19 protein-coding genes are annotated in these 25,985 nt (G+C 68.7%); 11 read left to right on the plus strand and 8 right to left on the minus strand.

Annotated features, from left to right (window positions below; all coding sequences use genetic code 11):
• Nucleotides 1-2 precede the first annotated feature (2 nt).
• The gene (locus PKD89_RS02770) at nucleotides 3-728 is read right to left on the minus strand and encodes an RsmG family class I SAM-dependent methyltransferase (protein WP_289011330.1); all 726 of its coding nucleotides are present in this window, start codon (nucleotides 726-728) and stop codon (nucleotides 3-5) included.
• A gap of 123 nt (nucleotides 729-851) precedes the next feature.
• On the opposite strand from PKD89_RS02770, the gene PKD89_RS02775 reads away from it, so the two are divergent.
• From PKD89_RS02775 to PKD89_RS02785, 3 genes are all read left to right on the plus strand, one after another.
• Nucleotides 852-1,655, plus strand: a complete 804-nt coding sequence (locus PKD89_RS02775; RefSeq protein ID WP_287394103.1) for a crotonase/enoyl-CoA hydratase family protein — start codon at nucleotides 852-854, stop codon at nucleotides 1,653-1,655.
• A 331-nt stretch (nucleotides 1,656-1,986) separates the two neighbouring features.
• Nucleotides 1,987-3,021, plus strand: a complete 1,035-nt coding sequence (locus PKD89_RS02780; RefSeq protein WP_289011331.1) for an LLM class F420-dependent oxidoreductase — start codon at nucleotides 1,987-1,989, stop codon at nucleotides 3,019-3,021.
• Between the two features lie 58 nt (nucleotides 3,022-3,079).
• Nucleotides 3,080-5,530 carry a DNA gyrase/topoisomerase IV subunit A gene (locus PKD89_RS02785; protein WP_289011332.1) on the plus strand — a complete coding sequence of 817 codons (2,451 nt, stop codon included), beginning with the start codon at nucleotides 3,080-3,082 and terminating at the stop codon, nucleotides 5,528-5,530.
• A gap of 359 nt (nucleotides 5,531-5,889) precedes the next feature.
• Here PKD89_RS02785 and PKD89_RS02790 read toward each other — a convergent pair whose 3' ends face one another.
• Nucleotides 5,890-6,987, minus strand: coding sequence for an asparaginase (locus PKD89_RS02790; protein ID WP_289011333.1), 1,098 nt, complete (start codon nucleotides 6,985-6,987; stop codon nucleotides 5,890-5,892).
• A gap of 237 nt (nucleotides 6,988-7,224) precedes the next feature.
• Here PKD89_RS02790 and PKD89_RS02795 point away from each other — a divergent pair, with 237 nt between their 5' ends.
• From PKD89_RS02795 to PKD89_RS02805, 3 genes are all read left to right on the plus strand, one after another.
• Nucleotides 7,225-8,142: an SCO6745 family protein gene (locus PKD89_RS02795; RefSeq protein WP_287379952.1), complete on the plus strand. Its 918-nt coding sequence runs from the start codon at nucleotides 7,225-7,227 to the stop codon at nucleotides 8,140-8,142.
• A 96-nt stretch (nucleotides 8,143-8,238) separates the two neighbouring features.
• Nucleotides 8,239-10,287 (plus strand): DNA gyrase/topoisomerase IV subunit B, encoded by a 2,049-nt coding sequence (locus PKD89_RS02800; protein WP_289011334.1) that lies wholly within the window; start codon nucleotides 8,239-8,241, stop codon nucleotides 10,285-10,287.
• A gap of 54 nt (nucleotides 10,288-10,341) precedes the next feature.
• Entirely contained in the window at nucleotides 10,342-11,265 is a 924-nt protein-coding gene (locus tag PKD89_RS02805) for an HNH endonuclease (protein ID WP_289011335.1), read from the plus strand.
• Nucleotides 11,266-11,281: 16 nt separating this feature from the next.
• Here PKD89_RS02805 and PKD89_RS02810 read toward each other — a convergent pair whose 3' ends face one another.
• From PKD89_RS02810 to gluQRS, 3 genes are read right to left on the minus strand one after another with little or no spacing between them, the layout of a single operon-like run.
• A complete protein-coding gene (locus tag PKD89_RS02810; RefSeq protein WP_287379948.1) occupies nucleotides 11,282-11,917 on the minus strand; it encodes a sterol desaturase family protein in 636 nt (211 codons plus the stop codon).
• Nucleotides 11,914-12,639, minus strand: coding sequence for a TetR/AcrR family transcriptional regulator (locus tag PKD89_RS02815; protein ID WP_289011336.1), 726 nt, complete (start codon nucleotides 12,637-12,639; stop codon nucleotides 11,914-11,916). The genes PKD89_RS02810 and PKD89_RS02815 overlap by 4 nt, the downstream gene beginning before the upstream one ends.
• 18 nt (nucleotides 12,640-12,657) lie before the next feature.
• The gene (gene gluQRS / locus PKD89_RS02820; protein ID WP_287379946.1) at nucleotides 12,658-13,587 is read right to left on the minus strand and encodes a tRNA glutamyl-Q(34) synthetase GluQRS; all 930 of its coding nucleotides are present in this window, start codon (nucleotides 13,585-13,587) and stop codon (nucleotides 12,658-12,660) included.
• A gap of 180 nt (nucleotides 13,588-13,767) precedes the next feature.
• Between gluQRS and PKD89_RS02825 the strand changes: the two genes are divergently transcribed.
• Nucleotides 13,768-15,063 carry an FAD-dependent oxidoreductase gene (locus tag PKD89_RS02825; RefSeq protein WP_289011338.1) on the plus strand — a complete coding sequence of 432 codons (1,296 nt, stop codon included), beginning with the start codon at nucleotides 13,768-13,770 and terminating at the stop codon, nucleotides 15,061-15,063.
• 269 nt (nucleotides 15,064-15,332) lie between these two features.
• Here PKD89_RS02825 and PKD89_RS02830 read toward each other — a convergent pair whose 3' ends face one another.
• Together PKD89_RS02830 and PKD89_RS02835 are read right to left on the minus strand one after the other, a co-directional pair.
• Nucleotides 15,333-15,665 carry a hypothetical protein gene (locus PKD89_RS02830; protein WP_287379944.1) on the minus strand — a complete coding sequence of 111 codons (333 nt, stop codon included), beginning with the start codon at nucleotides 15,663-15,665 and terminating at the stop codon, nucleotides 15,333-15,335.
• Nucleotides 15,666-16,036: 371 nt separating this feature from the next.
• Nucleotides 16,037-20,155, minus strand: a complete 4,119-nt coding sequence (locus tag PKD89_RS02835) for an adenylate/guanylate cyclase domain-containing protein (protein WP_324332263.1) — start codon at nucleotides 20,153-20,155, stop codon at nucleotides 16,037-16,039.
• 78 nt (nucleotides 20,156-20,233) lie between these two features.
• On the opposite strand from PKD89_RS02835, the gene PKD89_RS02840 reads away from it, so the two are divergent.
• The 4 genes from PKD89_RS02840 to PKD89_RS02855 all read left to right on the plus strand — a co-directional run bounded on the left by PKD89_RS02840 (nucleotide 20,234) and on the right by PKD89_RS02855 (nucleotide 25,186).
• Nucleotides 20,234-21,046, plus strand: coding sequence for an ABC transporter ATP-binding protein (locus PKD89_RS02840; protein ID WP_287379942.1), 813 nt, complete (start codon nucleotides 20,234-20,236; stop codon nucleotides 21,044-21,046).
• Between the two features lie 97 nt (nucleotides 21,047-21,143).
• Nucleotides 21,144-23,780 (plus strand): FtsX-like permease family protein, encoded by a 2,637-nt coding sequence (locus PKD89_RS02845; protein ID WP_289011339.1) that lies wholly within the window; start codon nucleotides 21,144-21,146, stop codon nucleotides 23,778-23,780.
• A gap of 96 nt (nucleotides 23,781-23,876) precedes the next feature.
• The gene (locus tag PKD89_RS02850) at nucleotides 23,877-24,263 is read left to right on the plus strand and encodes a pyridoxamine 5'-phosphate oxidase family protein (protein WP_287379940.1); all 387 of its coding nucleotides are present in this window, start codon (nucleotides 23,877-23,879) and stop codon (nucleotides 24,261-24,263) included.
• Between the two features lie 122 nt (nucleotides 24,264-24,385).
• On the plus strand, nucleotides 24,386-25,186 hold the full coding sequence (locus PKD89_RS02855; protein ID WP_289011340.1) for a class I SAM-dependent methyltransferase: 801 nt from the start codon (nucleotides 24,386-24,388) through the stop codon (nucleotides 25,184-25,186).
• A 113-nt stretch (nucleotides 25,187-25,299) separates the two neighbouring features.
• Here PKD89_RS02855 and PKD89_RS02860 read toward each other — a convergent pair whose 3' ends face one another.
• Nucleotides 25,300-25,980: an isochorismatase family protein gene (locus PKD89_RS02860; RefSeq protein WP_287379938.1), complete on the minus strand. Its 681-nt coding sequence runs from the start codon at nucleotides 25,978-25,980 to the stop codon at nucleotides 25,300-25,302.
• Nucleotides 25,981-25,985: the final 5 nt, after the last annotated feature.

The raw sequence follows: 25,985 nt of genomic DNA on the forward strand, positions 1-25,985 counted from the left end.
GGTCAGGTGAACATCGGCCGCTTCTTCTGGGCAGCCCAGGTTCGCGGAAAGCGCGCTTCCAACGGTGCCCCGCCTGCGATCAACACGGCGTAGTGACCCTCCGGTCGATCGACGAGGCGGACGGCCTGGTAACCGATCTGGGCCGAGACCAGCCCGGCCCAGCGGTCGCCGGCCTCGGGCGGCTCGCTGACCACCACCAGCCCGCCGCGGCGCACCAGCCCGGCGGCGCACTCGGCGGTGGGCGCCGGCCCAGCAAAGCTGCGCGCCACCACGACGTCGCAGCTTCCCCGCCACTCGGGGTCCTGACCAGCCTCCTCGGCGGGCCGGGCCACCACGCTTACCCGGTCGTCCACCCCGAGGCGGTAGGCCGCTTCGCTCAACCAATCGGTCCGACGAGTCTTGTTGTCCACCAGCACCAGGTGGGCCTCGCTCGCCATCGCCAGCACCAGGCCCGGCACCCCCCCGCCAGAGCCCACATCGGCGATCCGCCTCGGGCTGCGGTCGGCTCCCATTGCCATCGTCGGGTCGACCTCAGCCCAGGCTGCGGCGAACCCCAGACCATGGGAGACGTGGCGCTCCACCGGCCCCCGCCCCAGAAACCCGAGCCGCTGAGCGTCGTTGAGCACCTCGAGCAGGCGTCCCTCCCCCTCGTCGTCGAGCACGGGCGGACCCGGTTGCAACCGTGGCTCGTTGGCACCACTCGTCGACTCGTCGATCGGAGGGTTCATGCAGCGTCCCTGTGCGGCCGTGAGGCCTCGACGGAGTCGCGTCGACAGCGACCGTGATGGCTCATAGCGACCAGTCTTGCCCCGACTAGTCTCACGAACGGATTCGCAACCCGGGGGAGATCGATGCCTGCAGTCTTAACCGAACGGATCGGCCATGTTTTGGTCGTGACGCTCAACCGTCCCGACCGGATGAACGCCATCAACGGCGAGGTGCTGGTGCGGTTCTACGACGCCATGGTGGAGGCGGACACCGACGACGACATCCGGGTGGCGATCATCACCGGGGCCGGCGACAACTTCTGTGCGGGCGCCGACCTGAAAGAGATGGCCGGAGGTCACCAGGGCGAGGATCTCAGCGGCGTCGACGTTCAAGGTCGCTTGGCCGCCGACCCGGATCTGCCGTGGAAGGCGCTGCTGCGCACCTGGCGTCCAAACGTGCCCCTGATCACCGCCGCCGAGGGTCACGCGATCGCCGGCGGGACCGAGTTAACCGGCGCCACAGAGATTCGCGTAGCCGGCGAATCAGCCCGGTTCGGCATCTCCGAAGTGCGCTGGTCCCTTTATGCGATGGGCGGGTCGGTCGTTCGGATCCCCCGCCAGATCCCCTATACGGTCGCCGCCGAACTGCTGTTGACCGGCGATCACATCGATGCACAAAGGGCGCTGCAGTTGGGCCTGGTCGGACACGTCGTCCCCGATGGCCAGGCACTCGCCAAGGCGCTGGAGATCGCCGAGCGCATCGCCGCCAACGGCCCCCTCGCCGTCAAGGCCATCCTGCGGACCTTGCGAGAGACCAACGGCATGGTCGAGTCCGATGCCCTCGATCACGAGTTCACCTACGGCTGGGATGTCTTCGCGTCCGAGGACGCCAAGGAGGGCCCCCGCGCCTTCAAGGAGAAGCGAACCCCCAGGTTCCACGGGCGGTAGCCCACCTGACGGAAACGAGCTACCCCGGCGGGCAATGGCCGAGATCGACCACCCCCGCGTTCTCAGTGCTGTGATCTCCATGTCTTCCTCTGGTGTCAACATCAGAGCCGGGGTTCCTCTCGATTGCAGGTGTGGTCTTGGTCGACCACCAGCATTGAGAGGAACCCCACCCCTACGGGTGGATGCTCAGAGGGTGAGGAATTTCAGTAAGCAACTCTGGGGAGATCTACGTGAGCGTGGGCACCCCCACCGTCGTGTTTGACGCTCGACGTGAGTGAGAGACTGTGACTCTGCACCCCTCACCCGGAGGGGCCGATGAGGGGGACGAGACGTGGGCGACCTGGACCTAGGATTGATGTGGGGCTACTGGGGCCAGCTGCCGCCACCCAATCTGGTGGAGCTGACCCAGGAGGCGGAGCGACTCGGCTTCGCGTCCGTGTGGACCTCCGAATCGTGGGGCTCAGATGCCTTCAGCCCCCTCGCCTATCTGGCAGCGGTCACCGAGAAGATCCAGCTGGGTACCGCCGTCGCCCAGCTGGCCGCCCGCACCCCTACCGCCACCGCCATGCACGCGTTGACGATCGACCACCTGTCCAACGGTCGTTTCAACCTCGGCCTCGGCGTCTCGGGCCCCCAGGTAGTCGAGGGCTGGTACGGCCAGCCGTCGAACAAGCCGCTCGCCCGCACCAGGGAGTACGTCGAGATCATCCGGCGAGTGATCGCCCGGGAGGAGAAGGTCGACTTTCAGGGGGAGCACTATCAGCATCCCTACACCGGACCCGGCTCGGTCGGGTTGGGCAAGGCCCTCAAGCCGATCACCCACCCGCTGCGCCGACGGATCCCGATCTTCATCGGCGCCGAGGGTCCGAAGAACGTCACACAAACCGCAGAGATCGCCGACGGTTGGTTTCCGCTGTATTACTCGCCGTGGCGCCAGGACGTGTACGCCGATCAGTTGGCCGGGGCCGCCGTCGACTTCCAGGTGTCGGTGATCTGCCCGTTCGTCGTCACCGGGCCGAGCGAGGCCGAGATCGCCGAGGGCCTGGCTGGCATCCAGATGATGCTCGCCTTCTACATCGGTGGCATGGGCGCCGAGGGGCAGAACTACCACACCAAACTGGCGGCCCGAATGGGCCTGGGCGATGCCGCCATGGAGATCCAGCGGTTGTTCCTCGCCGGCGATCAGGCCGGAGCGATCGACGCGGTTCCCGCCTCGTTCGCCGACGAGATCGCCTTGGTCGGTCCGCCGGAGCGCATCCGGGAGCGGCTGGCGGTGTGGCGGGATTCGCCGGTGACCACGCTGATGATCCACGCGTCCGAAGTCGACGGGCTCCGCACCGCCGCCGAACTGGTTCTCGACGGCTAGGCCGACCCCTAAGCTGACGAACACCCGTTCTGCCTGCCACCACCCCCGGAGGTCACCCGTGTCCGATCAGGGCGAACTGTTCACCGAGCCCCCGACGTTCGCAGCGCGCGTTCTCGACGTACCCGTCGCCGAGGAGATGTCGGAGTCGTTCCTGGCCTACTCACTGTCGGTGATCACCTCTCGGGCCATCCCCGACGTGCGGGACGGCCTCAAGCCGGTACAGCGCCGCATCCTCTACGCGATGGAGGACATGGGGCTGCGCCCCGACCGGCCGCACCGCAAGTGCGCCGGCGTGGTCGGCGAAACGATGGGCAAGTACCACCCCCACGGCGATGGGGCCATCTACGACGCGCTCACCCGCATGGGCCAGGACTTCTCCCGGGTGGTCACCCTGATCGACCCGCACGGCAACTTCGGCAGCCTCGACGATCCGCCGGCCGCCTATCGCTACACCGAGTGCCGGCTGACGCCGGCCGCCCAGGAGATGCTGGCCGAGCTCGACGAGGACACGGTCGAGTTCCGGCCCACCTTCGACGGTCAGCGCGACGAACCGGTCGTGCTGCCCGGGCGCCTGCCCAACCTGCTGGTCAACGGCACCACCGGCATCGCCGTGGGCATGGCGACCAACATGGCCAGCCACAACCTGCGCGAGGTGGCCGACCTGGTCGAGCTGGTGATGACCAAGCGGCGCCCCCAGCCGACGATTGAAGAGATCATGGCGGTGATCCCGGGGCCCGACTTCCCGTCCGGGGGAATCGTCGTCGACGACGGTCTGGCCGAGGCCTACGCCACCGGTCGAGGCACCTTCCGCATCCGGGCCACCGCCGAGATCACCAAGGTCACCAAGAACCGTCAGGGCATCGTGGTCACCGAGCTGCCGTATCAGGTTGGCCCCGAACGGGTGCTGACCCGCACCCAGGACCTGATTCGGGACGGCAAGATCAGCGGTATCTCCGACGTGAAGAACCTGTCGGATCGCACGTCGGGCCTGCGGCTGGTCTTCGAGTGCAAGGCCGGGGTCAATCCGAAGGCGGTGCTCACCGAGCTGTACCGCCAGACCCCGCTGGAGGAGAGCTTCGGCATCAACAACGTGGTGCTGGTCAACGGCGTCCCCACCACGATGGGCGTCGCCCGCCTGGCCCAGCACTACATCGACCACCGCCTCGAAGTGATCTTTCGACGCACCGAGCACCGCTTGGCCCGGGCCCAGTCCAAGCTGCACCTGCTCGAAGGGCGCATGATCGCCCTCGATGCGATCGACCTGGTCGTGTCGATCATCCGGTCCTCCCACGACACCCCCGAGGCGCGGGAGCGCCTGATGGCCGAGCTGTCGCTGTCGGAGATCCAGGCCACCGACATCCTCGAGATGCCGCTTCGCCGGCTGACCGCGCTGGCCCGCCTGGAGCTGGAGGGTGAGATCGCCGAGCTGCGAGAGGCGATCGCCGACTTCGAGCTGATTCTGAGTTCCGAGCAACGCCGCCGCACCCTGGTGCTCAAGGAGCTGCGCGAGCTGGTCGACGCCTTCGGGCGGGATCGACGTACCCGCATCGTGTCACCCGAGGCGCTCAGCGACGTCACCGCCGTCGAGGCGGCCGCTTCCGACGAGCCCGCCACCGATGAACCCTGCGTTGTCGCATTGTCCAGTTCCGGCGTGGTGGGCGTAGAGCCGGTCGGCGGACCCAAGGCGGCGTCATTCGGCCGCCACGACGTGCTGATCGATCGGGTCACCGCGTCCACCCAGGCGACGGTGTGGGGGATCACGTCGGGCGGCCGAGCCGTTTCGGCCAGCGTCGCCGAGATCGATGCGGTCGCCGGAAGGTCACGGGGTAGCTCGGTCGGCGACGCCTTCGGCCTGGAGCGCGGGGAGGTGCTGTTGCGGCTCGTCGCTCCCGCTCGAGGGGACCATCTCGGCGGGGCCTCGGCACCCCTGCTGCTGGTGAGCGCCCGTGGCCAAGCCAAGCGGATCACCATCGAGGAGCTGGTCGGGACCCGCCCGGGACAGCCGGCGATGAAGCTCAAGGACGGCGACTCCCTGGTGGACGCCTTCGAGGCCGACGACGATACCGACGTCGTCATCGTGGCCTCCGATGCTCAGGCGCTGCGCACCTCGGCTGCCAACATTGCGATTCAGGGCCGGACCGCCGGCGGGGTGGCCGGCATGAAGCTGACCTCCGGGGCGACCGTGGTCGGTGCAGGTCCGGTCGTGCCAGGAGCGGTGGTGATCAGCGTGACCGACGCCCAAACCGCCAAGGCCACCGACGTCGCCGCACTCCCGGCCAAGGGCCGGGCCACCGGCGGGGTGCGCCTCACCAAGTTCCGCGGCGAGAAGCGCCTGGATTGGGCCTGGGTCGGCCCCGAGAACGGACGCCTGGTCGTCGTCGGCCAGGAAGAGAACCCCTCCCGTCCGGACACAAGCCCCGAACCGCTCACGCTGGAGATCACCGGACGCGACCTGATCAGCCATGCGACCACCCGACGCTGGTTGGGAATCGGCACAGGCCGCTGGTAGGTGGCCCAGGCCGCTGATGGTCGGCCATCCCCCGCTGGTAGGTGGCCCAGGCCGGGGGCCGTCAACCTGCCGCTGGCCCCGGCACATGGCTACTCATGGGCACCACGGATGGGCACCACGGATGGGCACCACGGATGGGCACCACTGCACCCATCGGCCCATCGGCGTCCACGAGTCAGCCGACCCAGACGACCCTGGGACCGGCATGCAAGAGGCACCCCGCCGACTTATGCATGGCCCTCATGCAAAAGTCGGCGGTCAGACTTTCGCAGGGCGCGATGCGGACGAACAGGTTGCGGGCAGCATGCGCCATCGTGCACGGGCCCCACCCCCACTTGAAGAGGGTGTCCGTAGCCCAGTCACCTCTGGGCGTCGGTGACCGCCAGGCCACCGACGGTCGCGCCCTTGCCGTCGAGCACTGGTGGATCGGCGATCGCATCGAGGGCCGGCGTGGCCAGGTCCGAATCCAGAACGTCGGCTAAGAGAGTTCGAACCGCCCACATGCCGGCCGGAGGCCAGGCCCGGACAGCGCCATCGAGGACCCGCAGCGCCAGGCCCCAACCGTCAGCGGTGCCGCAGGCCCAGAAACCCTCGGCGCCGCATTTGGCAACGAGGCCTTCGTCACCAGCGGCCAACATCAGTTCGGTATCCAGCTGTCCTGGCCAGCGCACCAACTCAGGGTGCGCCGCCATCGCCGCTCCGCAGCGCCCCAGGGCCACCCACGCTTCGGCCTCGTCGCCCACCACAGAAGAGCGGTGAGCTCCCCCCCGACCGGTGCTGCTGGAAGGCTCCGCCCTAACCGACCGAGTGGTCGTGTGTTCAGAAGGCAGCACAAACGTCGCCCGCATGTCGTCGACGGTTTCCGCGGCGGCACGAGCCAAACGTCCGAAGGCACGGGCAGAATCAGCGAGCGCGACCCGGTAGGCCACCATGCCGCACCCGTCGGGCGCTCGCTCAGGCTCAACCCCCAGCCACCAGGTCACCCATTGGTCCATCGCCGCCTGCGCCGGATGGTCGGACTGGAGGTAGCCGTCGACCGGCCAACCGTTTGCGGCGCACCAGGCCAGCACCAGGGCATGGTTGCCGGAGCACTGGTGTTGTAAGGGCCCGCCCTGGCCGTCGTCGCCCGGGGTCAGGGCATCGTGGGGTACCGATGCGGCATCGAGGATCTCGACGACCAAGGAGGTGTGCACCTCGCTGCCGTTGTGCGAACCGCAGGCGACGGCCAAATGACGTTCGTCGAGGCCGAAGCGTTCGAGCGTGCCGTCGAGCACCGGCCCCACCGCCTGGGCGGGCTTGGCCGCCGAACGCACGAACGCCCGACGATCGGGATCGCAGCGTGGGTCCGGCAGCACCGAACCGTCCGGCCGGGTAACCGCCACGACCATCCGGTTGGCTGAATCGGGGTACACCCCACGGCACCACGTCAGTTCCATCACCACCGTGACGCTACTCATGGTCAATTGGCACTGCCGTGGTCGCTCGGCAAGGCGGCCCGGACCGGGCCGACGCGGCACCCGACAAGGCTCACGGCTGCGATGGCACGCGACGACCCCGCAGACCTCCAACTGCTCACGATTGCGTCGACGCTGCACCAACGTCACGACCGACGCAGTTGCTCACTGTGTGCGTCACCGACGAAGCGCAACGTGGGCACGCGACGCACGAAAGCGTCGGGGTCGTAAAGTGCTTGCGTGGCCAGCGCATCCCGCCAGGATCGGCTTTATCCCACCGATCGCGAACGCGCCCGGCGCTTGTGGCACCTGCTGGAACCGATCCATGCCGTGGCCTATTTCTCCCCCGAGCCACTGGCTGGGTACGCCGAAGCGGGCACCAAAGGCTTCTGGATGGGTTACGTCGCCAGCCGGGCTGCTCCGCTGGGCACGGTGACGGCCGCTCCGGTGGTCGCTCTGTTCGCCAACTTCCACCCCCGACGCATTGGCCGGGCCCTGCCCGAGGCCTGGAACCTCACTTCGCCGGAAGCGATGTTGGCAGCGCGCCGCTCTGGCTCGGCCGCCGCTCTTCGTCGCATCTGGTCGACGGACGGCAGCGGGCCCGGGATCGACGATTCAACGTTGGAATGGCTCGCCGATCAGCTCTCAGACCTGGGCGAGGGTGCACCCGTCGACGGGCGCGGGCTCTTCGCCGCCAACCTGACCGTCGATCGGACGGGCGAGCCGATCGAGGACCTGTGGCGCGGAGCCACCCTGCTGCGCGAGCACCGGGGCGACGGGCACATCGCTGCGTATGTCACCGAGGGGCTCACCGGGATTCAGGCCAACCTGTTACAGGTAGGTGTGGGTCGTATCCCCGCCGAGACCCTCCGCAGCGCCCGGGCCTGGGAACCCGAAGAGTGGCAACGCGAAATCCTTGTCCTGGCCGGCATGGAACTGCTCGATGAGAATGGTCAGGCCACGATGTTGGGGCAGGACACCTTGCTGCGGGTGGAGGCCGCCACCGATCGGGCCGCCTGGGGAGCCTTTGCCCACCGGGACCCGGCCGATCTCGACCGGCTGGAGCAGGCATTGGGGCCCCTGGCCGACGCAATCCAGCGCTCCGGCGAGGTGCCGTTTCCCAACCCGATGGGACTTGAGCGCCAACGAAGCGAGTAGCCTCGTCGACGAACACCCGTTCGTCGGCCTGCGCCCAGCTCCGGGCCGATCTCGCCCGACCGCACCCTCATCACGCCCAGGAGACCCTCGCCCCCGATGGCCGACGACACCACCCAATCCGGTTACGACGCTTCTCACATCGAGGTGCTCGAGGGCCTCGAAGCGGTCCGCAAGCGCCCGGGCATGTACATCGGGGGAACCGGATCGTCCGGCCTGCACCACCTTGTGTGGGAGCTGATCGACAACGCGGTCGACGAGGCCGCCGCCGGACACGCCAACCTGATCGAGGTCACCCTGCATCGGGATGGCTCGGTCGAGGTGTCCGACAACGGGCGGGGCATCCCCACCGGCCAGAAGGCCGACGGCCGCACCGCCGTTGAGGTCGTGTTTACCGAGTTGCACGCCGGCGGCAAGTTTGGCTCCGGCGCCTACGGATCCTCGGGCGGGCTGCACGGGGTGGGCGCATCGGTGGTGAACGCACTGGCGACGAAACTGGTCGTCGAGGTCGACCTCGACGGCGCCACCTGGCGTCTGGCCTTCGTCGAGCGACGCCCGGGTCATATCGGGCCACGCGGCGGCTTCACCCCCTCGTCCAAGCTGGAGAAGATCAAGAAGATCCCGGCCCGACGCACCGGCACGCGGGTGCGGTTCTGGCCGGACACCGACATCTTCGACCCGGATGCTCGCATCGACCACGAACGGGTGCGCGACCACGTGGCCGAGGTGTGCTTCCTGGTCCCCACCCTCAAAGTGCGCCTGACCGACAAGCGCGGCACCAACCCACCCGAACCCGAGGAGTTCTCGGCCAAGGGCGGGCTGGCCGACTTTGTCGACTACCTGTCGATCGGCGATCCGCTGTGCGAGGTGATCACCATCCGCGGCGAGGGCACCTTCACCGAGAAGGTCCCCGTCGACGGCAAGCTGACCGAGACCGAACGAACCTGCGAGGTCGACCTCGCGCTTCGCTGGGTCAAGGGCTACGACACCCGCGTCGTCAGCTTCGTCAACACCATCCCCACCGCCGAGGGCGGCACCCACGTCGCTGGGTTCGAACGAGCGCTGACCAAAGCGGTCAACGACACGCTGCTGCCCGGCCTGCGCAAGCTGGCGGCGCTCGAGAAGAAGGGCAAGGGCCGCGCCGAGAAGGGCGACGTGCAGGAGGGCCTGGTGGCCGCCCTCAAGGTGACGCTGCCCGAGCCCCAGTTTCGCGGCCAGACCAAGGGCGAGCTGGGCACGCCGGGCGTGCAATCGATCGCCTACGAGATCACCAAGGACGGCATGGTGACCTGGTTCGACGGCGGCGGCGCCAAGAGCCACATCTCGGCGGTGCGCGAGAAGCTGGCCCAAGCGGTGATCAACCGGGTAGCAGCGCGACAGACGCTCGACGCTCGGCGCAAAGCCGCCAAGCTCGGCGCAACCGGCATGCCCGACAAGTTGGCCGATTGCCGCACCCACGGGATGGACGCCGAGCTGTTGATCGTCGAGGGCGACTCGGCGGCCGGCCCGGCCAAGGCGGGGCGGAACTCTGAGAACATGGCGGTGCTGCCGCTGCGCGGCAAAGTGGTCAACGCCGGCAAGGCCACCATGAAGCAGGTGGTGGAGAACGCCGAGGCCCAGGCACTGTTCACTGCCATCGGCGCTGGGTTCGGCCGTGACTTCAACCTTGACGATGCCCGCTACGGCCGCATCATCATCCTCTGCGATGCCGACGTCGACGGCAGCCACATCCGCTGCCTGCTGTTGACGCTCTTCTACCACTACATGCGACCGCTGCTGGAGGCGGGACGGGTGTTCGCCGCACAGCCACCGCTGTACTCGGTGAAGGTGGGCGACGAGGTGCGCTACACCTTCAGCGATGCCGAACGTGACGCTCTGACCGCCGAGCTGGCCGCCAGCGGCCGCAACACCGAAAAGCTCAACTGGGTGCGCTTCAAGGGCCTGGGGGAGATGGACGTCAACGAGCTGTTCGAAACGTGTCTCGATCCCGAGAACCGGATCCTGCGTCGCCTCACGATGGAGGACGCCATGGAGGCCACCCGTGCGGCCGACCGCTTCGAAGTGCTGATGGGCAGCGACGTCGCCCGCCGCAAGGCGTTTCTGCTCGAGAACTCCGAGCTGGTCGACCCGGCCGTCCTCGACGTCTAAGCGAGGCACCCCAACAGGGCGCCGTCACCTGCGGCTGCGAAGTAGCGTCCCAAAATGGACCTGGAGTGGGAGCACAGGGTGCGTTCGCAGGTCTTCGCTTGGCTGGCCGAGCTGTCCAAAGCTCATCCCGACGCGCTCCCGGCCAAGAAGCTCCAGCAGGGTATCGACGTCGACGGTCACCGAATTGGTGTGATGTCCAGCGGCCTCGGGATCCACAAGCCCAGGTCGCTCGACGCCCCGATCTCGGTCATGACGACCGCTCCACCCGCAGGTCAACCCCCTCCCTACCTCGACCGTTGGATCGACGAGAGTCGGCTGTCCTACGCCTACCAGGGCGAGGACCCCGACCTGTGGACCAATCGGGCGCTCCGTCGGGCCTGGGAACACCGACTTCCCCTCGTGTACCTCTACGGCGTCAGCAGCGGCCGGTACCTGGCGGAGTTCCCGGTGTACGTCAGCGGGGACCACCCGGGGGAGCTCAGGGTCGACCTCGTCATCGCGGCAGCGCCGGGTGAACCTGGCGATACAGCTCAGCGCGGGGTTCCCGCCGAGATCGACGGCCGCTCCTACGCCGTGCGGTCGGCCAAGACCCGTCTGCATCAGCACGGCTTTCGTACCCGGGTGCTCACCGCCTACGACCAGCGCTGCTCGATGTGCGCGCTTCGGCATTCACCCCTGCTCGACGCCGCCCACATCGTCCCCGACGATCAGCCGGACGGGTTGGCAATCACGCCCAACGGGCTCTCGCTGTGCAAGATCCACCACGCCGCGTACGACGCCCGCTTCCTCGGCGTCCGCCCGGACCTCGTGGTTGAGGTGAACGAGGACCTGCTCGACGAGGTGGACGGGCCAATGCTCCAGCACGGGATCCAGGCGCTGCACCGCAAACCGCTGCGCGTCGTTCCCAAGAAACGGGTTGATCGACCCAACCGGGATCGCCTGGAGTGGCGCTACCAGCAGTTCCTGGAAGGTCGATAACCGCCGGTCACTCGGCTCAGTCGACCGGCGCCACCGAGGCGAACGCCCGGGCACGGTCCAACATGGCCTCCCGCTCGCCCGCGTCTGCCGAGCCGACCAACCGGTAGTCGTCAACGAACTCGGGCAGCAGCTCGCCGGAGTCATCGACCAACCACGGCAGGGCCAGGCGGCGGGGAACCCGGACGGTGTCGGGACGCTCCAAGGTGCCGAACGCCCGGTCCCACCACATGACGCTGACCCCGTGGTTGGCCATGGGGTGGCCAAAGTGGTGGTGGAAGTGATGGCGGCGCAGCCAGGTGCTGTAGGTGCCGGTGGGTGGAACGAGGTGGGCCCGGGCGTGGAAGAACTCGTAGAAGAAGTACCCCACCCCCCAGCCGACGGCCACCGACGCGGCGACCGGCCAGCTGGCACCGGCCAGGCGGGTGAGCGGTATCCAGACGGCGCACCCGACAAGGAAAATGCCCGCCCAGGCAAGCAGGATGACGGGATCGAACGACCACGACGACGTCACGTGGTGTTCGAGATGCTCCCGACTCATGATGCCCTTGCCACCCAGGGCATGCATGGCGAAGCGGTGCAGGACGTATTCGGCCAGCGTCCACCCGATCCACCCTCCGACGAAGGCGACGATCATCAACAGGATCTCGGTCATCGGTGTCTCCAGTCGTCGGCCAGGGCCTGCGCATCGACGAGTCGTTCGGCATCGGCGCCCCAGCCCCGCAGCAGGTCGCAGGTGAGCAGCCGCCCCATGGTGTGGCCGTCGGCCGGAACCCCCACGGGCAGCGCATCGACCGCCAACGCGCCGTGCAGCGCCGCCAACCAGCGCACGGCCCGCACCGTCGACGAATCGGCTGCCCCCAACATCGTTTCCGGATCGGTGGCATCGACGGCCCGAGCCTCGACGGCCTGGTCGATCAGAGCAGCGGGAACCGCCAGCGCCTCGAAGGCTGCGGGCAGTACGCCGGCCGCGTCGTTGGGGTCCTCCAGGCCGGGGCTGGCCATCAGGCGTTGCTGAAGGCCGAACTCCAGCGGGTGTTCGGTCGGTGCCCGCATGGTGAGGTCCGAAAAGGCGACCAGGCGGCCCAGCGCGACCACGTGCGGGTCGGACCCGTCGGAGGCACTCCAGGCGTCGACCGCCTCCCGGGCGGCCTGGGCCAACACCTCCAACGCATCCCGCTGCAGGGCGGCGACGATGGCGGACTTGGAGGGGAAGTAGGTGTACAGCGACGGGGCGGTCAGGTCGGCTCGCTCACCAATCGCAGCCAGGGTCAGCGCCTCGGGACCACCTTCGTCCCACAGGTCTGCGGCGATGTCGAGCAACTCCCGCCGTCGTGCCAGCCGTTTGCGGGTTCGCCGGTCTGTTTCCAATGCCACCTAGGAAACCTAATGGCATTAAGCAAAAGGGTCAACGGCGGGTTGATCACCGCTCGGATCGAAGGTCCATGGTTCCGCCGGTAATGCAGCCGGGTCGAAGCGATCGAGCAGATCGACCATCGTTGGGCACTCCCCCCTCTCGGTCAGGCCGAGGCTGCGGGCCAGCCGCCCGCGCACATCATCGGGGCTCTCGCCCAGCGCCCGCCGATCGGCCAGCGTGACCGCACCGTCCCGCTTGGCCAAGCGCTCACCCAGGGGCCCCAGGACCAGCGGCACATGAGCAAACGCCGGGGTGGGCAGCCCGAGCAGGCGACCCAGCAACACCTGTCGGGGCGTGGAGGGCCACAGGTCGTCACCGCGCACCACCTCCTCGACACCCTCGGCCGCATCGTCGACGACGACTGCCAAGTTGTAGGCGGCCACCCCGTCGCCCCGCTGCAGCACGAAGTCGTCGACCACGCTGGTCAGCGGCCCGAGCAGGCGATCGACCACGCTCACCTCTGCCTCTTGGGCATCCAGCCGAAGTGCCGCAGAGCGGAACTCAGCCCGGCGAGTCCGCTCGGCTGCGCCGAGGGACCGACACGTACCCGGGTATCGGTGCAGGTCAATTTCGCCGTGCGGTGCCGCGCCGGCCTCGCGGATCTCCCGCCTGGTGCAAAAACAGGGGTAGATACGACCGCCTGCGTCCAGCTCGGCCAACGCAGCCCGATAGCGCTCGGAGTGCTTTGACTGGTGGGTGACCGGCCCGTCCCAGTCCAGCCCGAGCGCCTCGAGATCGGCCAGCTGCTCGGCCTCGGCCACCGGCGCGGCACCGGTGGTCAGGTCTTCCATGCGCATGCCAAAGCGTCCGATAGTGCTGCGGGCGAACAACCAGGCCAGCATCGCGGTGCGCAGGTTGCCGACGTGCAGCGGGCCCGAGGGGCTGGGGGCGAACCGACCGTTGGCCATGTCCACCAGTGTCGCATCGGTGCCTCGGTTGCACGGGCACGCCCCGCTCTGGCCCTCAAGGCAGCTTCGTGTCGTCGCAACGACGAAGATCCCCTCCCACACCCGGCGCAGCAGGAGACAGGGAGACCCAGCGCTGCAACTCCTGCTGCCCGGCATCGCCAAGGCGGGCAGACTGAGGAGATGACGCCCAGCTTGGAACCGGTGGATGCCGACATGGTCGTCGTCGGCGGAGGAATCGTGGGCCTGGCGGTGGCCTGGGCTGCGCGCCAGCGGTTTCCGACTCGGACGATCATGGTGCTGGAGCAAGAGGCCGAATTGGCCCACCATCAGAGCGGACGCAACTCGGGAGTCCTGCACAGCGGGCTGTACTACCGCCCGGGTTCGGCCAAGGCCGAGCTGGCGGTGCGAGGCCAGCGGGCAATGGTGGATTTTGCCGGCGAGCACGGCGTAGCCCATCGCATCGGCGGCAAAGTGGTGCTTGCCACGCGCAACGAACAGCTGCCGGCCCTGGATGAGCTGGCGCGACGGGGCGCAGCCAACGGTGTGGCGGCCGAACGGCTCGGGCCGGCCGACATCGCCGAGCACGAGCCCCATGCCGTCGGCAAGGCCGGGCTGTTCGTGCCGGCAACCGGAGTGATCGACTACCGGCAGGTGGCGGCGACGTTGGCCGAGATCGGTCCGGACGCAGTGCATCTGGGCTGGAGGGTGCTGGAGCTGGCCGAGGAACGCGGCGGCGTGAGCGTTCACACCGACCACGGCACGGTCCGCACCGGGCAGGTGGTGGCCTGCGCCGGCCTGTGGGCCGACCGCCTCGAGCGCCGGACCCATCGACCGTGCCGGGCATCATCGGGTAGCGAAGGTTCCGACGCCGACGCCAGCCTTGGAACGGGCGCTACCACCCGGCATCCGCCTGGCAAGGCCCGCTCGACCACGAAGCGGCTGAGCATCGTGGCGTTTCGGGGGGAATACCACCGGTTGAGGCCCGGTGCCGCCGGGTGGGTGCGGGAACTGATCTACCCGGTGCCCGACCCCGAGTTGCCTTTTCTGGGGGTGCACCTCAGCCGCGGGGTCGACGACGAAGTGCACGCTGGACCCAACGCGGTGCTGGCACTGGCCCGGGACGGGTACCGCTGGGGCCGAATCGATCCGTTGGAGGTGGCTCGCCTGTTGGCCAAACCTCCGGTGTGGCACCTGGCCGGGAGGTACTGGCGGGTCGGCCTCGATGAGGTAGCCCGATCGCTCTCGCGCCGGCGCTTTGCCGCATCGGTCGCCGAGCTGGTGCCTGGCATCATGGCAGGCGATCTGGAGCCGTCCCCCGCCGGGGTGCGAGCCCAGGCTCTGCGCGGCGATGGCGGCCTGGAGGACGACTTCGTGATCGCTTCGGTCGGCCGGATCACCCACGTGCTGAATGCGCCCTCCCCGGCGGCGACGGCGAGTCTGGCCATCGGCGAACGCGTGGCGGCGGAGCTCCGCTGACTGGGCGACGGGTCAAGCCCAGGGGTCCCCGACCACACGAACGGAGGGCCGTGTGCCGAAGCGCGGGCTCCTCGGTTCGGCAGACGGCAAGGACGATCCAAAAAGACGACCGGCCCCCACTGAGGGGGGCCGGTCAGCGCTCGCACGTCACGTAAGGGGGGAGAACGGAGTGCGAACGAGATGGAGATTCGGGGACCCGAGGGGGGGGAGGGTAGGTCCCCGAACTCCAGAAATGATGGGGTAAGCCCCTTCGGACTCACCCCAGCCGATCAGGCGGCACTCTTCTTGGCGGCGCGCACGGGCTTGGGCTTGCGGTCCAGCCACTTGTTGGTGACGGGCGCAGCGGCCTTGGCCACGGCGAGGGCCACGTCCTTGGAAGTGACGAGCAGCTTGCTGGCGAAGTCGAACTGCGCGTTCAGCACCTCTTCAGGCGTCGGGAGCTTCTCGGCCATCGGGACCGGGCGCAGTGCGACCTCAACCCGCTCCTGGACGAACTTGGTCGCAGCTTCGGTGGCGCTCACGACCGGCTCCTTGACCTGGCCGATCGAGTCGACGATCTGGTCTTCAACTTCAACAACTCGGTCGAGAATGGTGGTGCTCATTTTGGTGCCTCCTGGCGGGCCCTGGCGTTTGCCGAGCCGCTTGCTCTTCGATGTAACGATGCTAACTATAGCTAGCGTGGCAACTGGAGTCAACTCAGTGCTAGCAAAAGTAAGCATGTCATGGGTCACCGGGTTTCGCCACACTCCGACGTGAGTCCGCCACCTCACCGTGACGCTCAGCCCGAAAGTCGACATATCTGGTCAAGAATTGAGATGGAGCTACTACCCGACTAACTTGGTCGACTATTGAGGCGGTCACGCCTGCGGGCGTGACCGCCGTCAGTCAGCATCCTCGACGAGGCCGACTCGCCGGGGGCTGAGGGGGAGGAGCCGTGGTGATCCGAGCGGCTTGTCGATCGGATCACCCAGCTTCAGGGCAGCACCCGACGCCACAGGCGACGCCAGCCCTTGGGTTTGACCGCCAGATCCTCCCAGGCAAGGTCGGCCGACCGCGCCCACGCTTCGGCCCGGTCGTCGCCCACCGATGTGGCGATCTCGGCCGCGCCCAACGCGACGATGGCCCCCAACAAGCGGTCGCCCGTGGGAGCCACCTGCGCCCGTGCCCCCTCCACCGCCTCGATGGCGGCGGTCGGCCGGTCGGTTCGAGCGGCCGCCACGCCAACCGACAGGAGGGCCAGCGCACCGTCGTGGTAGGTCGCTCGTTTCGAGCGGCCCACCGTCCTGCACAACGTCTCCGCCCGCTCGGGTTGATCGCCCACCGCTTCAGCCAACGCAGCAACCGCACCGATCGCGGGATAGCGGGCGGCGACCTGGAGCAGTTCCGGCGTGAGGCCGATCTCCGGCATCCCAGCGTCATCGGCGACCGAACCAAGGGACGGGGGGAGCGCGAAAAGGGGCTCGCCGAGCGGACGATCGTCGTGCCCGACCGAGTCGAAGGAATCAGCGGCTTTGACCGCCGGCACCGTGTCGCTGGGATCGGTGCCGTTGACATCGGGGTCACTGCGATCAGCGTCGTTGGCATCGGGATGGCCCTGGTCGGGGTCGAGCAGAGGGGCATCCGGCGGGTAGGGCGTGTCGGCTTCGATCAGTCGATCGACGGTCGCCGGGTCGGGGTCGCTCGGCACTCGGTGCTGGGGGTGCAACGACCAACTCGGCGGGCGCTCCATCTGGGCGCTGACCCGACGAATGTCGTCTCGGGTTCGGGCCCCGTGCACGCCACCGAATCGACGAGCCGAACCCACCTCGTGGAGTTCGCCCCCCTCGTTGCCCGCGCCGTCGAACGAAATGGTGCTGCCCTGGGCCATGCCGCGGTGGAGCTGGCCGTTGCGCAGCAACTCCAGGTCGCTGCGCCAGGGCGCCAGCGGACGTCCACCTCCCATCAAATCGCCGAGGCCCGACCCGACCGACGCGGCCACCGCGAAGCCCAGTAACTCCGAACGTGCCTCCTCGTCGGCCCCATCGCAGATAAGCGCCAAGACCGCCGCCGTCATCACCTCGAGCGAGCCGACGTTGCGAACCGCCGGCTGATCCTTCAACAGCTGCCGCGCCGTACCGGCAGCCAGATCGCCGATCAGCGCCTCGATCAACGGCTGGGCGACAAACTGATTGGTCAGCTTGTCGCCATTCTCCCGCGCAGCCCGATCGAGCTCGGCGAGCCCATGTTGGACGCGCCCGGCCATCACCAGGGCGCGGCCGAGCAACACGCGTGCCTGGGTGAGCCCGAACGGATCGCCCAGCGGTTCGAGCAGCTCGACCGCCCGCTCAGCACCCCGAACCGCCACCGACGTGCGGCCACGCCACAGCTCAACCTGGGCGAGAACGGAGATCATCATCCCCTGGGCCCAGATGTCGTCGCTGGTCTGGGCCTCCTCGAAGACAACCTCGGCCACCTCGGCGGCCTCCTCGATAAACCCGTTGTGAAACAACAGGTTGGCCTCGAGGCCCAGCGACCACATCATGCCCGCGCGGTCCCCGGCCGCCTCGAACATGCGCACCGAGGCCTCAATGCGCCGCTCGCCCTCCCCGATCCGCCCCAACATGAACGCTATCCATGCCAGGTGCTGGGTCGCCCAGGCCTCGCCCTGCGGATTGTCCAGCTTGCGGTACAGCTCCAAGGCTCGGGTAGCCGGTGCCTCGGCTTCGGCGACGGCGCCGCTGAACAACCGGATCATCCCCAGCATCCGAAACGCCTCCGCCAGCTCTGCGGTCGCCCCCACCCGCTGCAACGCCCGGCGGGCTCCTTCGGCCAAACGCTCGGCCCGCTCGAAGCGACCCCGACGTCGCTCAAGGTCGGCGCGCAACAAGTGCACCCTCGCCTCGGCCACCGGGTGGGAGTCGGTCAACGCACCGGCCTCGTCGAGGTCGGCCCCGGCCTCCTCGATCGCCCACCGCTGCAAGCGGGCGCCGGCCCGGCCGAGCAGGTAGGCCACCCGACGATCGGCCTGTTCGTCGCCGAGTACCTCCATCGCCCGGCCGAACAGCCGGTCGGCCAGCAACCAGTTGGCACCGGCCTCGGCCCGTTCGGCGGCATCCTCGGTCCAGGCGAGCGCCGCTTCGTCCAGCTCCGGGTCGACCTGGTCGGCCCCCAACAGGCTGCGCTGCAGTAGAGCCGCCTCGGTGTAGTGGCGGGCAACGGTCTCCACCAGGCCATCGTCGGCGTCGCGAGTGTCGGCCAGCGCACTCAAGTAGGTGGCGACGTCGCGGTGGCGGCGCAGCCGTTCGGTCTTCGTCAGGCGCCCATAGGCCACTTCGCGCAAGACGTCGTTGCGAAAGCACCAGTCACCGCCGGAGAGCACCAGGACATCCTTCTGGGCCAGACGCCGAAGCGTCTCCGACATCCGCTCGGCCTCGACCCCCCTGGCCCGGCCCATCTCCTCGAGCACGATGAGCGAGCCGGTCGGACCCCAGACTGCTGCGTCCTCCACCACCTCGACCTCCCCTCCTTCCAACGCGTCCATCCGGGCGGAGAGCAACCCCCGCAGCGTGTCGGGCAGCTCGGGGAGGGACTGCAGACCGTCAGAGCGCACGCCCGGCCGATCGGCTGAGGCTGGTTCCAGTTCGGCCTGACGCTGGACGAAGCGCACGAGCTCCTCAAGGAACAGCGGATTACCTCCGCTGCGCTCCAGTAGCACCGTTGCCACCTCGCCGCTGAGGTCCTGATCCCGGCTCAGGCGTCGCAACAGCGCCAGCGCGTCGTCAGGCCCCAACGGGTCGAGGTTCATCACCAGGATGTCGTGCCGACCGGCGCGGGGCGACCAGCGTCGGGTCAGCGATCGTCGACCGGTCGCCAGCACGACCAGCGGGGTGGCAGCCAGGCGCTCGACCAGCTCGTCGAGGAGTGCCAACACCGAGTCGTCGGCCCAGTGCAGGTCGGTCAGACGCACCAGGATCGGCCCCCGCCGAATGGAAGCCGACATGTAGCTGACCAGCGCCCGGGTGGCCTCGACGCGGGCACGGCTGGGCTCGGTGTCGCGCAGCGGGCTGTCATAGCCCATCAGGTGGAGCACCCCGTTGACCACGCCGTCGAGATCGTTGCCGTCGATGACCGGGTCGAGCAGCGCAGCGATCGAGCTGGTGGCGGCCTCGCTCGCCTCAGCTTCGCTCGCCTCCTCGGCAAGCCCCAGCCCCTGGCGCAGCACCTCGGCGATGGCCGACCACTGGTTGGCCTCGCCGTAGGGAATGAACCGGCCGGTGAGGACGCGGGCTCCGTTGACCCCGGCGGCGCGGTCGGCCAGCTCGTCGGCCAAGCGGCTCTTGCCGACCCCAGCATCGCCGCTGAGCAGCAGCACCATCGCCCGGCGTCGATCGATGGCGTTGGTCACGGCATCGCCGAGCAGGGCCAGCTCGGCGTGACGTCCGACGAGCGGCACGCGCGGCGACCACGGCCGCTCGCCGGGTCGGGCAACCGGCTCGAGCGCCAGGTGGGCGTCGACCGGCTGGTCGCGGCCCCGCACCAGCAACTTGCCGCGGGACTCGTAACGGATCGCGTCCTCGGTGGCATGTCGGGTGGGCTCACCCACCAACACCGAACCCGGATCTGCCGAGGTCTGAAGCCGGGCGGCGACGTTGACCACGTCGCCCATCGCCGTGTAGTCGCCGCCGGCCCGCAGGGCGCCAACCAACACCTCGCCCGTGTTCACCCCCACCCGCATGCGAACCTCGACCCCGGTCTCGGTGGCGTACTCCTCGAGGCTCGCCTGCATCCGGAGCGCGGCCCGCACAGCCCGTTCGGCGTCGTCCTCGTGGGCCACCGGCGCTCCGAACAAGGCGACGATCGCATCGCCCACGATCTTGTCCACCCGCCCACCGAAGCTGACGACATCGTGGACCAACCGTTCGAAGGCGCCGTCGACGAGGTGTTTGACCTGCTCGTGATCGAGCTGCTCGGACAGCCCGGTGAACCCGACCAGGTCGGCGAACAACACGCTGACCACCCGGCGCTCCTCGGTCGGAGCGCTGACCGACGCCCCACACGATGGACAGAAACGCGCTCCGGGTGGAACTTCGGTTCCACACGTCGGACACTGCACGGGCCCAGACTACGTTCGCACCGGCGTCGGCGTCGTTCCGGAACGTCGACCGTCCCTCGCGCCCGGTAGCGTGGCACCATGAGCTCTCCACCATCGGCCACCCCGCCGCCCGCCGCCGACGGCCCAGCGACGCCACCCGGTGCCACCGGCGGCGTTGCGACGGCCGGCGCACCCGCCGCCCACTCGCTCGGTGCGACCAAGGCGTACGGCTCCGGCGACACCGAGGTGCTCGCACTGAACGACGTGACCGTGGCCTTCCCCTCCGGACGCTTCACAGCGATCATGGGTCCGTCGGGCTCCGGCAAGTCCACCCTGATGCACTGCATGGCCGGCCTGGACACCCTGACCGCGGGGCAGGTGTTCATCGGCGACACCGACCTCTCGACGCTGTCGGACAAGCAGCGGACGCTGCTGCGTCGCGAACACGTGGGGTTCGTTTTTCAGGCGTTCAACCTGATCCCGACGCTCACCGCCTCGGAGAACATCACCCTGCCCCTCGACCTGGGCGGGACCAAGCCGGATCAGGGCTGGCTCGACACGGTGGTCAACACGGTCGGTCTGTCCGACCGGTTGTCCCATCGCCCCAGCGAGCTGTCCGGCGGCCAGCAGCAGCGGGTGGCGGTGGCGCGTGCGATGGCCACCAGACCCCAGATCATCTTCGCCGACGAGCCGACCGGCAACCTCGACTCGACCTCGGGGGCCGAGGTGCTCGGCTTCATGCGTTCGGCGGTCGACGACTACGGCCAGACCGTGGTGATGGTCACCCACGATCCGGTTGCCGCCGCCTATGCCCACCAGGTGATCTTTCTGGTCGACGGGCGGGTGGTCGGCGACCTGCAACGCCCCACCGCAGAGGCCGTGCTCGACCGGATGAAAGGTCTGGGCACCTGAGACTGGCATGCGACGCCCGACCGGACGGCGACGCTGCGGTGCCAGCTTGTGATCGACTGAATCGGCGCTCCTCCGGAGGCGTCTCCCGCCCCAAGCGATGATCCGGATCGCCCTCACCGGGCTGCGCGGGCAGCGGACCCGACTGGCGCTGTCGGCCCTTGCGGTCGTCCTGGGAGTGGCGTTCCTGTCGGGTGTGCAGCTTTTGGGCAACACCCTGACCGACACCGCCAAGGGGTTGATCTCCTCGACACTCGAGGGCACCGACGCCGTTGTTCGTTCAACCTCGGTGCAGACGTCGGCCTTCGCCGAGGTGCGACAGACCGTGCCCGCCGGACTCGTCGATGCGGTCGGCGACGTCGATGGCGTGGCAGGGGCGTCCGGCGTCGTGCAGGGCTTCGCCCGGATCATCGGCGCTACCGGTGAACCGGTCGACTCAGGCCTCATTCCCACGTTGGTCACCAACTGGGTGACCGACCCCGCCCTGACCCAAGGGGCGATCATCGAGGGTCGCGCCCCCGAAAGCCGACAGGAGGTTGTGCTCGATCCGCGCACCGCCACCGATGAGTCGATCGCACTGGGCGACACGACGGCCCTCCAGGGGGCGGTCGGGCTGCGCAGCTACACGGTCGTCGGCATCGGCGGGCTGGGCTCGACCGGCGAAGACAACATCGGCGTCCGGGTCGTCTTTCTCACCTCCGAAGAGGCGATGGAGTTGACCGGTGCCGAAGGCCAGTTCGCATTCCTCACCTTGCGGGCCGAGCCGGACATCGATCAGCAGGTGCTCACCGACCGGGTGAACGCGACGCTGCCGATCGGGTTCGAAGCGGTCACCGGCGAGCGCTACGTCGCCGACACCCAGGATCAGGCCGGCGGCGCGCTCGGCCTACTCACCCAGCTGATGGCGGTGTTCGGTTACGTGGGACTCCTGGTTGGCGGCATCATCATCGCCAATACGTTCTCGATCCTGATCACCCAGCGCACCCGCGAGCTGGCGCTGATGCGAGCATGCGGCGCCAGCCGCGCCCAGGTCCTCGGCGGCATCATGATCGAGGCGAGCGCTGTCGGAACCCTCGGGTCGCTGCTCGGGTTGGGGGTCGGCTTTCTGGCTGTTGTCTCGTTGCTGGCGCTGCTGGGAAATGTGATCACGCTGCCCGATGTGATCCCGACGCTGACGCCACTCCTCGTGCTCGGCAGCGTGACGGTCGGCGTGGTCACCACCGTGATCGCCTCGCTGGTGCCCGGCTGGCGGGCCACCCGCATCTCACCGGTGGCGGCGATGGGCGAGGTGGCCGAAGACCGCGGCCGAGGCTCCCTCCCCCGAAGGATGATCGGTGCGGGCTTGGCAGTGGGCGGCATCGGCGCCGGGCTGATCGCCCTTGCGGTGATCGATGCCAGCGCCCGGTTGACCCTGATCGGGGGCGACCCGGTGTCGGGTACGGCCGCAACGTCGGTCAGCCTGAGGACCGTCGTGTTCTCGGTCAGCGCCGCCATCACGTTGGTGTCGTTTCTCATCGTCGGTCCGCTGGTGATCGGACCGGTCGGGAGGGTGGTCGGTGCCCCGTTACGCCTGCGCGGCGGGCCGGTCGGCCAAATGGCCGCTGAGAACGCTCGGCGCAATCCCAGCCGCACCACCGCCACCGCGGCAGCCTTGGCCATCGGCGTGGCGATCGCCACCGCGCTGGCCGTCTTCGTCGCCTCACTGGTCGGCAGCGTCAAGGGCGGCTTCGAGGACCAACTGCGGGGCCAGATCGTCGTGTCGTCCGGGCTGAGCGGCACGACCGCGGGCGGACTCCCCGGCGACGTGCTGGGCGACGTCGAGGCGACCGAGGGCATCGACACCCTGGCCCGGGTTCGCTTCATTCCTGCAACCGTCACCGGCGCCGACGGCAACCCCACCGGCGGTTCCTCGGTGTCGGGGATCGACCCTGGCCCGTTCTTTTCGCTGGTCGACGTCCCGCTCATCGGTGGGGACCCGTCCAGCCTCGTACCTGGATCCGTCGCGGTCGACGCCGACACCGCCCGGGCCAACGGCTGGACGGTCGGCGACTCGATCACGGTGTTCTACCCGCAGCTCGGTTCGGTCGGCTATCCGATCTCGCTGCTGTTCGAAGGCCCGATCGGGACCGCCAGCTTTCTGATGCCGATGAGCAACCTCGACGACGTGACCGCCGTCGCGTTCCGTCAGGACGCGCTGTACTACATCTCGGTCACCCCGGGCGTCGAACCATCAGTGGTCGTCGATCGCATCGATGACGTGCTGAAGCAGGTGGCGCCGGCGGCGAAGGCACAAGAGGTTCCCGACTGGCTCGACGACACGGTCGCCACCTTCGCGCTGGCGCTCAACCTGGTGTACGTGATGTTGGGGTTCACGATCCTGTTATCGCTCTTCGGGATCGTCAACACCCTGTATCTCTCGATCCACGAACGCACCCGCGAGCTGGGTCTGCTGCGATCGGTTGGCGCCACCCGAACCCAGGTTCACCGGCTGGTGCTGGCCGAGTCGGTCATCATGGCCGGCATCGGCACGCTCGTCGGGGGTGCGCTCGGGGTGTGGTTCGGAGCCGGCCTGTTCACCGTGTTGTCGGGCAACATCGCCGCCGCCACGATCCACCTGCCGTGGCTCCAGCTGATCGTGCTGGCCGCCGGTGGTGCGCTGGCCGGTGTGGCAGCCGGGTGGTGGCCGGCGCGTCGGGCGGCTCGGCAACCGATCCTCGACGCGGTCGGATATGAGTAGACCCGGAGGGCGCCAGACGGCCGGAAGCGCCGCGGCCCGGAGCGAGTGGCGAGCTTCGGGCGGTTCCCGGCATCGACACCTGGTAGACCGCTGGACATGATCGACCCGGCAAACGTCCCCCCCGAGGCGCTGGAGTTTCTCGGCGACTACCACCTGGCGACGCTCACCACGCTGTTGCCCAACCGCTCGTTCCACTCGGTGCCGGTCGGCTTCACCTGGGATGACGAGCTTGGCCTGGCCCGGGTGATCACGTTCGCCCCCTCCCGCAAAGCGCGCAACCTGGCCGAAGGCGGGCGGGCCTCGGTCTGTCAGGTGGACGGCGGACGCTATCTGTCTCTTGAGGGCCCGGCGGTCGTCACCTCCGAACCCGACCGGGTGGCCGAAGGGGTCCGCCGGTACGCCGAGCGTTATCGCCAGCCCAAGGAGCGCGATGATCGCGTCGTCATCGAGATATCCGTCGAACACATCCGCGGCCGGTATTGAGTTGAGGTACGGCCACGACCAGTACCACACCTTGCACTCACTGCGGAGGGACGCCGAAGATACACGGCCGAGCCGAACCCTTCGAATGGGGGCGGCCAGCGGAGGAACCTGAGGAGGCAGCCTTGGCGCAACGACGACCCGCAGAGACCCACTGGCAGATGAACCCGGTCAGCCGGGCGATCTTCGACCGCATGGAGGCTGCCGCCGACGAGGCACTCGCACCGCTTCGCCGCAACGGCCTCACCGTGGTTGAGGTGGGTTGCGGTCAGCAGACCAACGTGGTGTTCGAGGGGGCCACCCGGGTGATCGGCGTGGACGTCGACCAGCCGGCACTCGTGGCCAACACGACGGTGACCGATCCGGTCATACTCAGCGCCAACGAGTTGGAGTTGGCACCGGAATCGGTCGACGCGATCAGCTCGATCTTCACGCTGGAACACGTCGAGGAGCCCGACGTCGTGTTCGGCATGCTCGCACGGGCGCTCCGCCCGGGCGGCGTTTTGGTGATCGCAGTTCCACAGGTGCGCTCACCCAAGGCGATCATCACCAAGTTCACACCCCAGTCCTTCCACGAGTGGTTCTATCGCCGTGCGCTCGGCCGGGATCCCGGCGCCCACGGCACGCCCTTCGACACCGTGCTCGACCCCGCAATCGCCCCGGAGCGCCTGCGACGCCTCGCAACGGCCCTCGGCCTCGACGTGATCGCCGAGGAATCCTTCGAGGACAACAAGCAGCGCCAGGTGCGCACCAAGGTCCACCTGAACGGGCGGGCGTGGGCAGCGACGCGTGCCATCAGCCGTGCGCTCCTTCGCCACGACGCCGCCGATACCGACTACATCGCCGTCTACCGTCGCTCCGACCGTGCGCCGTCCGGCCCGGTCGTCGACCTGCTCCAGTCGACCGATCCGGTCGACGCCGGGTAGTCGGGAGCCCAAAGCGCGCCCAGCCGGCACTCCGCACTCCCGACTTCGGAAGAGGGTTGGTAGTCGGGAGCCCAAAGCGCGCCCAGCCGGCACTCCGCACTCCCGACTTCAGGTCAGGCGACCGCGACGCCAACCTTGTCGAACAGACCGAGGGTGCGCTCGCCATCCTCGGCGATCACCGGGGCGGTCGCGTCGGCAACCACCGTCGTTTCGAACCCGAGCGACTTGGCATCGAGTGCGGTGGCCTTGACGCAGACGTCCAGTGCCAGCCCGACGACGACGACCCGCTCGATATCTCGCTCCCCGAGCAGGTCACCCATGCCCGTCGGCGATGTCGCCCCGGTCTCCGGATCGGCCATCGTGAAGCCGGAGTAGCCGTCCTCACCCCCGGTTCCCTTGCGCACCACCGGGCCGTCCACCACCAGGTCGGGGTGGAACTGCGCACCCCAGGTGTCGCGCACGCAGTGCACCGGCCACGTCCCCCCGTCGGTGTCGAAGTGAGGGGTGGCGGGCGGGTGCCAGTCCTGGGCATACACAACAAATGCGCCGGCGGCGGATGCTGCGGCGATCTCCTCGTTGGTCCGTTGGACCACTCGGGGCCCACCCTCGACAAACAACGAGCCCTCGGCATCGGCAAAGTCGTTCTGCACGTCGACAACGACGAGCGCCGTGTGGACGTCGTACCGGGGAACGGCGGCCCCATCGACCGGCTCGTCAAGCGGTGGCGCACCCTGATCGGCAATCAGGTCACCGAGCGCGTCGTCGGGATTGGTCATGTTGAAGATCTGGCCCATGAGGG

Source organism: Candidatus Neomicrothrix sp., from assembly GCF_035329545.1.
In the GTDB taxonomy this organism is placed as follows: Bacteria; Actinomycetota; Acidimicrobiia; order Acidimicrobiales; family Microtrichaceae; genus Microthrix; species Microthrix subdominans.